The organism is Maribellus sp. YY47 (assembly GCF_023111095.1).
In the GTDB taxonomy this organism is placed as follows: Bacteria; Bacteroidota; Bacteroidia; order Bacteroidales; family Prolixibacteraceae; genus Draconibacterium.
Window position 1 is genome coordinate 18,273 of sequence record NZ_JALGYW010000035.1, and the last position, 9,868, is coordinate 28,140.

Genomic DNA, 9,868 nt, shown 5'->3' on the forward strand with positions numbered 1-9,868 from the left:
CAGATTTGTCGGTTAAGATACGCATTATAACATTCGGGCGACAATCGCCACACCAAATCCGATCAGAATTAGTGGCAATACAATCGCAATTGTTAATTCCGGGAAAAATAATTTGGGGATAAGAAATACCCCTCCCACAATTAAAAGTATCAATCCGACAGAACGTCTGCCGGCCATGAGCACCAGCCCTACCACAATCAACACCATGGGCCACGAGAAAACCAGATGTCCCAGTTTACTTGCAAGCTGTTGAAACGGAACAAAAACAGGATGTAAATGATGAAACGGGAATACACTAAAAACTCCGGATTGTTTCATTAACCATACGATGCCGAAAACGATCAGTACGACCGCCAGTACTTGTTTTGAATTATCCTTGTGAGGTTTCTCCTGCATGATGTAGCTGTTTTATGATTCAGGAATAAAAGTATAAAACACTTCCTTTTCATGCAGTTTTCATTCGGTTAACCCAAGCGATAAATCGGTGAACCGAGCGAATTAACAAAACAATCATGATTCTAGGGAATCACCAAAAGGAATGAAAGTTAAGATGGTTACTCTTACCAGAATATCTAATGTAGAATTCCCAATATCCAATTTCCCGGATTTTGTTGGATATTTTACATTCGAAATTGAGAATTGGACATTTCAAAATTGCTTGTCCGATTACATACCACTAAAATATAAAACCACTATCTTATGGGAAACAGAAATGATATGAATATTATCAAATTTATTGAGTCTTTTCCCGATGAGAACAGTTGCAGGCAGCATTTCCGCCAGGTGCGTGAGCAGGAATGTATTGTATGCAAAAAATGTGGTTGTACGAAACATTATTGGCTACAAGCCAAATGGCAGTGGCAATGTTCTGAGTGTCGTTTCAGAACCACCCTTCGTAGCGGGACAATGATGGAGAATCACAAGCTCCCAATTCGCAAATGGTATCTGGCAATGGCTTTTATGAGTTTCAGTAAAAAGGGAATCTCGGCAGCAGAAATGCAACGGCAGTTAGAACATAGCCGTTACGAAACAATTTGGGCAATGATGCACAAGATAAGAGAGGCAATGGGCAAACGCGACAGTCAGTATGAACTGACAGGAATGGTTGAATTTGACGAGGCCTATTTTGAAACAGAAACCAGTGAGAAGGACAAGCAAAAACTAAAACGAGGAAGGGGAAGCCAGCGGCAGCAGAATGTAGCTGTGGCAGCAGAATCCACTCCACTCGAAGATCCGGAAACAGGTAAAAAGGAGAAACACTGTCGTTACTTCAAAATGAAGGTTCTTGAAGGTCAGGGAGTTGAAGAAATTAACGGGTTTATCGGTCAGAATATAGCACAAGAAAGTATTGTTTTCAGTGATAGAAGCACAAGTTATTTTGATATTGCCAACTATGTTGAGGTGCATGTTACAGAGAAATCCACACGGGAAACCACCAAAACAACTTTACAGTGGGTTCATATTGCAATCAGCAATGCAAAGCGTACTCTTTTAGGGATTTATCACAAAATTAAAGGCAAATACTTGCAGCTTTATCTGGACGAGTTTTGTTATAAACTGAACCGCAGATACTTTGGAGACAGGCTGTTCGACAGGTTAACTGTCGCTATTGCTTCTAATTACTGGCATGAAAACGGATAAGCAATTTCAAAAAATTGACTTTCAGAAAAAAAAGGCGGGAGATGATCCCGCCTTGTCTATTCTTTGTTTTGGGCTTTTACCCATGAATCTTTTAATGCAACCGTCCGGTTAAACACTGGTTTTTCTGGCGTTGAATCGGGGTCCATGTTAAAGTACCCGAGACGTTCGAACTGGAAATGATCCAGCGGCTTCGAATCTTTAATAAACGGTTCAAGATAACAATCAGTGAGTACCTGAAGTGAATCAGGATTCATGAATTCCTTGAAATCGACATCTTTATGGCCATCCGGTTCTTCATCGTTAAAAAGACGGTCGTATAATCTAACTTCAGATTTCACGCCTTCGGTGGCAGAAACCCAATGCAGTGTTGCTTTTACCTTACGTCCGTCGGGAGAATTTCCTCCTTTTGAAGCCGGATCGTAGGTACAATGTAATTCAACGATCTCTCCGTTTTCATCTTTGATCACATCAGTACACGTCACAAAATATGCGTAACGCAAACGTACTTCCCTGCCCGGTCCCAGTCGGAAGAACTTGCGTGGCGGATCTTCCATGAAATCGTCACGCTCAATGTAAAGCTCGCGTGTAAACGGTACCTGACGTGTTCCCGCCGATTCGTCTTCGGGATTATTGATGGCTCCCAATTGTTCAACCTGATCCTCGGGATAATTCGTAATCACCACTTTCAGAGGATTTATGACTCCCATTACCCGCTGAGCGGTTTTATTTAAATGTTCGCGTACGCTGAATTCGAGCAGCGAAACATCGATCGTTCCATCCACTTTAGTCACACCAATCTTATCCGAAAAGTTCCGGATGGATTCGGGCGTATATCCACGACGGCGCAGGCCCGAGATGGTGGGCATACGCGGATCGTCCCAACCATTAACATGTTTGTCTTTCACCAGTTCGAGCAACTTGCGTTTACTCATCACGGTGTAGGTCAGGTTCAGGCGCGCAAATTCAATCTGGCGCGGACGGTAATCGCTATCTTTTAACTGATCAATAAACCAATCATACAAAGGGCGGTGCACTTCAAATTCGAGCGTGCAGATAGAGTGCGTAATTCCTTCCCAGTAATCACACTGTCCGTGGGCGAAATCGTACATCGGGTAAACACACCATTTATCACCAGTACGGTGATGATGCGCTTTCATGATCCGGTAAATAATCGGATCGCGCATGTGCATGTTCGGCGATGTCATATCAATTTTGGCGCGCAAAACTTTCTCGCCTTCGTTGAACTCACCGGCAGCCATCCTTTCAAACAAATCAAGGTTTTCTTCCACCGGGCGACTGCGGAAAGGACTTTCCATACCTGGTTTCTGAGGCGTACCTTTCTGAGCGCTGATGGTTTCCGCATCCTGATCATCGACATAAGCCTTTCCTTCCTTGATCAACTGAATAGCAAAAGCATACAGCTTTGGGAAAAAATCAGAAGCATAATACAGACGATCATCCCAATCGAAACCCAACCAACGAACATCTTCCATGATCGATTCCACATATTCGGTCTCCTCTTTCGAAGGATTGGTATCGTCGAAACGCAGGTTGGTTTTACCTCCGTATTGCTGGGCAAGGCCGAAATTTAAACAGATTGACTTTGCGTGTCCGATATGCAAATACCCGTTGGGTTCCGGGGGAAAACGCGTGTGAACCCGTTTGTCATTTTTCCCGGCTGCCAGATCGGCATCGATTTGCATATGAATAAAATTTGCCTTCTTTTTGGCTTCTGCATTAGCTGCTGTGTTATTTTCTGCCATATTTTTTCGAATTAACCCCTTATTTTAAAGCGTACAAAATTAAAAAATGATTTGTGAGATCGGCTGCTACCCTCTCATTTTATTACTTTTGTGCCCATATATTTTTAAAACATGGGAGTTATTGAAATCGAAGGGATGAAGTTTTATGCCTATCACGGGCATTTCGCTGCCGAGCAAATTGTGGGAAATAATTTTGAAGCGTATGTTCGTATCGAAACGAATTGCAGCAAGGCCGGGCTAAGCGATAATTTGGATGATGCGTTAAATTACCAGGCAGTTTACGAGACCATTCAGAAAGAAATGCAAATTAAATCGGCCCTTCTCGAAAATGTGGCATTCCGCATCCTTGATGCCTTGTATGCTCAGTTCCCGGTAATTGAAAAGGCGAAAATTAAAATCTCCAAAATGAATCCGCCGATGGGTGGCGAGATGGAACGGGTAAGCGTTACACTGGAAAGATAAAAAGGCTCAGGCAAAGGCAGAGGGGCTGATATATGATGCGTTAGATTCTTTATGATTTAATCAACAGTTTCAGTTTTCAGGCATAAAAGAATTTTCAATAATCAATATTCAATATTGAATAATCAATCACGTGTTCGCTGTTGCTGGTAGCTTGCAGTTTATATTATCATTTACGCATTAAAGCATTTATGCATTTATGCCTTCAATAAACGAGACTAAAAAATCGCCTCTCAATCTACTTTAATCCACCAGACTGTTCAATCCTGCTTCCGTTAACTAATCACAGTGATGTTACCAAATATTTAACTATCAATACAATCCTGACTTATATCAAATTTTTTAAACTTTTAATTCGTATTTTCGAAAGCACAATTTTCAACCTATATATCATGTTTTTGAGTACGAAAAATTTAAGCGAAGGAGGTTGCCGCGACAAGTGTTCTGGCACAAAAAAAAGAGAGCTTCAGGAAGGGAAGAGTCCAAAATCAAACATTGAGCACCATTATGTTGCAGAAGGGACACATGTGAATTCGCATTGGCAAAAATTACGTAAATAGTTACGTTTTGTATTTCTCTGTTGCAGGAACTAATAAAATTTATATTTTTGCACACCGAAACAAACAAGGTTCCTTGGCCGAGTGGCTAGGCAGCGGTCTGCAAAACCGCGTACGGCGGTTCGAATCCGCCAGGAACCTCAAAAAAGAAGGGCAATCTGAAGAGACTGCCCTTTTTTCGTTATATCACATTTAAGCTTATAATTTCCAGGGTTCACGGTATTTGTAATGCATGTGTGCCACCGCAGCTTCATCGTTTCCAAACGACTGTCCTTTTGGATCCCAGATAATTTCACGTCCCAGATCGCAGGCAATGTTACCCAGCGTACAAACGGTGCACGAACTGTGTCCGATTTCCACCGGCACTACCGGATCAATCCGTTTTTTCACAGCTTCGATAAAATTAACCTGGTGTGGAATTTTGGTTTCATATGGAGTGTCGTCGGCAGCCTGACCACTGTCGGGTGGCAGCAACGAATCGTCAGAAGCCTTGTAATAACCGCGTGATACTTCAATCCAGCCGTTATCGCCCCAGAATTTCACTCCCTTGGTTTTTTCTTCGTTAAACGTTTCCGAAGTCATCACCACACCGTTTTCATATTCCCAGCGGATGAATTCAGAACCATCACCAATCGGTGCAATTTTCACCGGTCCGTTACGGTCCATACCTAATCCCCATTGAGCAATGTCGAACATGTGTGCACCCCAGTCGGTAGTGAAACCACCACCCATTTCTTTGTACCAGCGCCACGCTCCCCAGAATTCCTCATCTTTTGGAGGATCAAGAGAAATAGGCGGATCGAGTTCATTATTAAAATGAATATCACCGGGCAGAGGTCCCAACCACAGATCCCAGTTCAAATCTTCAGGAAGCGTTTCTTCAGCCAAATTATAAGGAGTTGGCGGAGCACCAACATAGGCGTTCACTTTTTCAACTTTTCCGATGGCACCGCTCTGAACCATTTTTACGGCATGCTGGAAATTTGGATCCGAACGTTGCTGGCTCCCGATTCCAAGAATACGGTTGTTACCACGCACCGTTTTAATCAGCTCCTGGCCTTCTTTAATGGTAAACGTCATCGGTTTTTCGAGGTAAACATCTTTACCGGCATTGCAGGCAGCAATTGCAATCAAAGCATGCCAGTGGTCAGGAACCGCAATAACCACGGCATCAATGTCCTGTCGGGCCAGCAAATCGGTGAAACGTTCGTACGATTTAACTTCTACATTTTGCTTTTTCGACGCATAAAACTCGTTCACGCGGTTTTCGAAACGGGTACGTTTGCGGCCGTAAACATCGCATCCGGCTACCACTTTTACCCCGGCAATTTGCAGAAAACCATTCATCAGAAACATAGCCTGACGGCCCAGTCCGATAAATCCCAAACGAATGCTGTCATCGGCCACAGCTTTCGTTGCACAAGAATGTAAAGAAGGCAAAATCGTAATACCCGCCATTCCTACAGCGGCAGTACTGATAAACCTCCTCCTCGAGAAATTTTCTTTACTCATAGTACTATTTTGTTAAAGGTGTTGCATATTGAAATATAAAAGTAGGAATCTCAAGTGAATATCCGATCAGGTCGAAGTCGAAATTTACATAATATCATAAGAAATGAACAGTTAGATATAAAAATTCTTTTAGCATATTTGTGAAATAAGAAATCTGTGATTCAAACAGACATTAAGAAATGAAAGTAGTCCGTATTATTTTATTCAGTCCCCTGGCTTTTATTCGTTTACTGCTCGTACTAATATCAACCCTCATTTTTTCAACCATCGCTTTGGTTTGGATGAAAACATCCGGATTCAGCCGAAAGGTTCAACGCTGGACCATGGGTAACTGGGGCCGCTCGCTGACCTGGATTTGTGGTATCCGGCTCGAGAAAAAAGCATTTCCGGAAGACAGCAATTTTATACTGATGTCTAACCACCGAAGTTACCTCGACATTTTTATTATTGCAGGTTTAACACCTTCGGCAATGGTTGGGAAAGCTGAAATCGCAAAGTGGCCGATGGGAAAACTGGCCATGACCGTTTCGAATTCCATTTTGGTAGACCGCAAAAACACCGGCAGCCTGATCAATACCATGAAAAAAATTAAAGAATCGGTTTCTCAGGGAATTCCGGTTACTTTGTTTCCTGAAGGTACCACTTACAAAGGCCCGCTCACCAAAACCTTTAAAAACGGGAGTTTCAAAATAGCAGCAGAAACAGGCATTCCGCTTATTCCGATGGCCATTCAATACCAGGATATTGAAGATGCGTGGGTCGACGACGATACCTTTCTGGCGCATTTTTTCCGCCAAATGGGAAAACCGGTCAGCCACGTTAAGATTCAGTACGGCAAGCCAATTATTGATTCGGACTACAAGGTGTTGCAAACAAAAACCAGGGAAAGCATCGACAATATGCTTCGCGAGATGTAATCAATTCTCCGCCTTTTTCTTCCGGGCCTTAAACCAATAAAAAACAGGAATCCCGGAAAGCACCGTCAGAATAGCAACAGTTGATTCAACGGGCTGCTGAAAAAAAGCCAGCACCAACATCACCACTCCCGACACAACAAAAACGATATGCACCCAGGGATAGCCCCATAAGGGTAAAACACTTTTCTTCCGCTTTCTTAATACAAAAACACCTGCCACCGCAATCACCGGAAAGATCCCCAATGCAAATCCCATGTAAATCAGAATTTGCTCGAATGTACCCGACAAAACAAGAACGATTGCAATAGCCGCCTGCAGATAAATAGCATTTACCGGAACTTTTCGTTGCGGCTGAATGGCTGCGATACTTTTGAAGAAATACCCGTCGCGAGCCATTTTATAATACACCCGTGGCCCCAAAATAATAAAAGCGCTCAACGATGAAAACAACGCAAAGGCAATCAGTAAAGAGATAACCTTTTCGGCAATGGGACCAAACGCGCTACCGGCGGCCATCCCGGCAATTTCGGGTTCGCCCACCATTTGCTGAACCGGTATGGCATACACAAAAAACAAATTCAGCAAAACATACAAAACGGTTACCACCAAAGTGGAAATTAATAGCGAGAGCGGAATTATTTTTCGTGGATTTCTGATTTCAGAACCGATATAAGTGGCCGAGTTCCAACCGCTGTAGGCATACATCACAAAAACCAGTGATAAACCGATTGCTTTCCAGCCTTCAAAATCGAAACGCAAGGTATGCGGTGTTTGAAAATGCGTAAAACTACCTTCGCCAAAAGCAAAGCCGGCCATAATCAGCCCCACCAAAAGGACGACTTTAAAAACGGTGAGTACATTTTGAACACGAGCTCCAAAAACTACTCCAGAGGAATGAATCAAACTAAATCCCAGGATAAGCAAAATGGCCAAAAGACTGCTAAAAGTTTCGGGAGAAATAGCATCATTCAACATTAGGGCATGCTGAAAATCGGGGAAAGCCCAGATAACATATTTGCTGAAGCCGATGGCAGATGCTGCAATGGGTGCGGAAAAGGCAACCAGTAACGATAACCATCCGCTTAAAAATCCAAGTAGCGGACTAAACAGCTTCGAAATAAATACATATTCGCCGCCGGCTTCGGGATACGCAGCGCCAAGTTCGCCAAAAGCCAGCGCGCCGCAAAACGATATTAGTCCCCCCACGCACCATAAACCGATCATCAGCCAGGGATTGCCCAGAAAGTCCATAATATAGCCGGTAGTGGTAAAAATTCCGGCTCCGATAATGTTGGCGACCACAATGTTTGTGACCGGAAACAAGCCTAATTTTCGTTCGAGATGCTGATTAAAATCAAACAAGGGCTTTTATTTTGATGCCTTTTTGTAGCTTATTGAAATTCCTTCCCGACTATCTTCGTCGAAGGTTGTTTTGTAATTGCTGAGACTCTCAACATATTCCAAAAATTCAAGAATTCCGTTGGATCTCATGGCCGTATTGTGTGCCGTAAAACACCCTCCAACTTTTAACTTTGGATCGAGGGCGATAAAATAGTTTTTGTACCAGAACTTGTCGGCATCACTAAACACAAAATCGTATTGTCCCTCCAACTCAGGCACCAACTCGTGGGCATCGCCTAATCGTGCGTCTATGTATTTTGAAACTCCGGCTTTCTTAAAATTTGCCTGAGCCTCCAGGTAGCGTTCACTGTCAATCTCGATGGTAACCAGTTTTCCGCCGGTCTTACTAAGCGCCCAGGCAATCCAGATCGCTGAATGCCCGGTTGACGTGCCAATTTCCACGGCCTGGGTATATCCGTTTTTTACAATAATATCGTACAAGGCCTTCCCATCCGAAATCGGAACATTCATGTCGCGCCAATTCGTTGCATTATCTTCCAAAAAGGCTTTTATTTTTTTGTCGAGTTTGTTTTCCACCGGTGGGTATTGAGCATTAACGTTTGCTGCTGCAAACAGCAATAAAACAAACAGTGCCATCCATTTCTTAAGTTCCATTTAAAGTCGATTTAGAAGCGATAAAGTTAAAATAATTCAACGAAAATCTAACACCTGTCAAGTTGCCTGTTTTTAAGCACAATACCTGTCCACATAGGCAACAGAACATACCACTACAGAATACTAACAAATATCACTTCTCCTACCTTTTGGTTATGACTATCTTTGTAGTGCATTTGGGATTCATCCCATATTGTGTGTTTGGGGGTTAACATTTGGAAGGAGGCCACTGGGTCTCCTTCTTTCTGTTTAGATGCTTCTCTACTCAGACAAGTCTCCTACTAAATCCTTGCCTATCTGCCAATAAGAGCAAACCATTTCCGTTCATTTAAATCCCGTAACTTTTCATACATTTGCATTGAATTAAAGTTGAAGAATATGAAAATAGCAGAGATTCATACCGAAAAAGGGGTAATGAAAGTCAAATTTTTCGAAGAAGACGCACCGGGAACCGTTACCAATTTTATTAATTTGTCGGAATCAGGTTTTTACGATGGTCTTACCTTTCACCGGGTTATTCCGAATTTTGTGATCCAGGGAGGTTGCCCCGATGGAACCGGCGCCGGTGGTCCGGGATACAGCATTAAATGCGAGCTGACGGGTAACAACCAGTACCACGATCGCGGTGTTCTTTCGATGGCACACGCCGGAAGAAACACTGGAGGATCGCAGTTTTTTATTTGCCACAACCGCGAAAACACACAACACCTCGACCGTCAACATACTTGCTTTGGGAAAGTGTTTGAAGGCTTGGAAGTCATCGATGCCATTCGCGCAGGCGATGTAATCGAAAAAATTGTAATTACCGAAGGCTAAACAAAAAGCATAAGACAGAAAGGGGAATTGCTCGGCATTTCCCCTTTTTTTATTTTAAACTTGTCTCGTCCTGAAATAGCGTTACACAAAAAGTAGCGTTATGAAAGAAATCAATCATTCACAGTACGTTAAGCGTACACAGAAGGACTATTCGATGTCCTTTAAATTGCAAGTTGTCACTGAGATA

Annotated in this window: 9 protein-coding genes and 1 tRNA gene; 5 read left to right on the plus strand and 5 right to left on the minus strand. The window is 42.9% G+C overall.

The window, feature by feature from the left end; genetic code table 11:
* Window positions 1-24: 24 nt before the first annotated feature.
* Window positions 25-396, minus strand: a complete 372-nt coding sequence (locus tag MR764_RS19535; protein ID WP_247981142.1) for a hypothetical protein — start codon at window positions 394-396, stop codon at window positions 25-27.
* Window positions 397-717: 321 nt separating this feature from the next.
* Between MR764_RS19535 and MR764_RS19540 the strand changes: the two genes are divergently transcribed.
* Window positions 718-1,641, plus strand: coding sequence for an IS1595 family transposase (locus MR764_RS19540; protein WP_247981143.1), 924 nt, complete (start codon window positions 718-720; stop codon window positions 1,639-1,641).
* Between the two features lie 56 nt (window positions 1,642-1,697).
* Here MR764_RS19540 and MR764_RS19545 read toward each other — a convergent pair whose 3' ends face one another.
* The gene (locus MR764_RS19545; protein WP_247981144.1) at window positions 1,698-3,404 is read right to left on the minus strand and encodes a glutamine--tRNA ligase/YqeY domain fusion protein; all 1,707 of its coding nucleotides are present in this window, start codon (window positions 3,402-3,404) and stop codon (window positions 1,698-1,700) included.
* Window positions 3,405-3,515: 111 nt separating this feature from the next.
* Here MR764_RS19545 and folB point away from each other — a divergent pair, with 111 nt between their 5' ends.
* Both folB and MR764_RS19555 read left to right on the plus strand, forming a co-directional pair.
* Complete coding sequence (gene folB / locus MR764_RS19550; protein ID WP_247981145.1) at window positions 3,516-3,866, plus strand: dihydroneopterin aldolase; 351 nt, start codon at window positions 3,516-3,518, stop codon at window positions 3,864-3,866.
* Window positions 3,867-4,490: 624 nt separating this feature from the next.
* Window positions 4,491-4,561, plus strand: a tRNA-Cys gene (locus MR764_RS19555).
* A gap of 57 nt (window positions 4,562-4,618) precedes the next feature.
* Here MR764_RS19555 and MR764_RS19560 read toward each other — a convergent pair.
* Entirely contained in the window at window positions 4,619-5,932 is a 1,314-nt protein-coding gene (locus MR764_RS19560; protein WP_247981146.1) for a Gfo/Idh/MocA family oxidoreductase, read from the minus strand.
* Between the two features lie 179 nt (window positions 5,933-6,111).
* On the opposite strand from MR764_RS19560, the gene MR764_RS19565 reads away from it, so the two are divergent.
* Entirely contained in the window at window positions 6,112-6,849 is a 738-nt protein-coding gene (locus tag MR764_RS19565; protein WP_247981147.1) for a lysophospholipid acyltransferase family protein, read from the plus strand.
* Here MR764_RS19565 and MR764_RS19570 read toward each other — a convergent pair whose 3' ends face one another.
* Complete coding sequence (locus tag MR764_RS19570) at window positions 6,850-8,211, minus strand: amino acid permease (protein ID WP_247981148.1); 1,362 nt, start codon at window positions 8,209-8,211, stop codon at window positions 6,850-6,852.
* Between the two features lie 6 nt (window positions 8,212-8,217).
* On the minus strand, window positions 8,218-8,865 hold the full coding sequence (locus tag MR764_RS19575) for a class I SAM-dependent methyltransferase (RefSeq protein ID WP_247981149.1): 648 nt from the start codon (window positions 8,863-8,865) through the stop codon (window positions 8,218-8,220).
* Window positions 8,866-9,243: 378 nt separating this feature from the next.
* On the opposite strand from MR764_RS19575, the gene MR764_RS19580 reads away from it, so the two are divergent.
* Window positions 9,244-9,681: a peptidylprolyl isomerase gene (locus tag MR764_RS19580; protein WP_247981150.1), complete on the plus strand. Its 438-nt coding sequence runs from the start codon at window positions 9,244-9,246 to the stop codon at window positions 9,679-9,681.
* The last annotated feature ends 187 nt before the right edge of the window (window positions 9,682-9,868 follow it).